At 54.4% G+C, this 1,167-nt stretch carries 2 tRNA genes and 1 rRNA gene; all 3 read left to right on the forward strand.

Features of this window, described 5'->3' with window-relative positions:
- The first annotated feature begins 50 nt into the window (after positions 1-50).
- A tRNA-Ile gene (locus tag WS34_RS14780) sits at positions 51-124 on the forward strand.
- 5 nt (positions 125-129) lie between these two features.
- Positions 130-203: transfer RNA gene (locus WS34_RS14785), tRNA-Ala, on the forward strand.
- Between the two features lie 138 nt (positions 204-341).
- Positions 342-1,167: ribosomal RNA gene (locus WS34_RS14790) — 23S ribosomal RNA — on the forward strand; the annotation flags it as partial.

Raw genomic sequence — 1,167 nt, forward strand, 5'->3', positions numbered from 1 at the left:
CGTTTCACGTTTTTTCACGTTACATGATTGCCCGATAGCGGGTTAACCATAGTCTCTTAGCTCAGTTGGTTAGAGCGCTACACTGATAATGTAGAGGTCCGCGGTTCAACTCCGCGAGGGACTACAGCCGGGGGATTAGCTCAGTTGGCTAGAGCGCCTGATTTGCATTCAGGAGGTCAAGGGTTCGACTCCCTTATTCTCCACGGATAAAGTTCTTTGACATGCTGGAACGTTAATGGATCATTTGATCCACGAAGTAAGAATGTAGTAGAATAACACAGAGCCGTCCCCGTGGTGATACAGGGGACAAGGTAGATTATAAAAGTACACGACGCTAACGAACGTGAACGATTAAGGGCGCGCGGTGGATGCCTAGGCTCTCGGAGGCGAAGAAGGACGCGATAAGCCGCGATAGTCCACGGCGAGGTGCAAGTAACCCTTGACCCGTGGGTTTCCGAATGGGGCAACCCGGCCGTCTAGATGACGGTCATACCGTGAGGTAAGCGAACGCGGGGAACTGAAACATCTCATTACCCGCAGGAGAAGAAAACAAAAAGTGATTCCCCCAGTAGTGGCGAGCGAACGGGGAAGAGCCCAAACCGCTGCCGTTTCGGCGACAGCGGGGTCATGGGACCGCGAGATTCGACGGAAGACGAAGTGCAATTACCTGGAAAGGTAAGCCGTGGAGGGTGATAGCCCCGTGCACGACACCTCTTTCTTAGATAGCGGTATCCCGAGTAGGGCGGGACACGAGAAATCCTGCCTGAATTCGCCAGGACCTCCTGGCAAGGCTAAATACTCCCGAGAGACCGATAGTGAACCAGTACCGCGAGGGAAAGGTGAAAAGTACCCCGAGCAGGGGGGTGAAATAGACCCTGAACCCGCGCGCCTACAAGCGGTCGGAGCCACGCGATGTGGTGACGGCGTGCCTTTTGCATAATGAGCCTACGAGTTAGTCGTCACCAGCGAGGTTAAGGGCTTCAGGCCCGTCAGCCGAAGTGAAAGCGAGCCTTAACAGGGCGTGAAGTTGGTGGCGCTAGACGCGAAACCTTGTGATCTACCCACGAGCAGGTTGAAGTCGCGGTAACGCGTGATGGAGGACCGAACCGGTAAACGTTGAAAAGTTTTCGGATGACTCGCGGGTAGGGGTGAAAGGCCAATCAAACT

Source organism: Odoribacter sp. N15.MGS-14 (genome assembly GCF_000980245.1).
GTDB classification, from domain to species: domain Bacteria; phylum Bacteroidota; class Bacteroidia; order Bacteroidales; family Marinifilaceae; genus Odoribacter; species Odoribacter splanchnicus.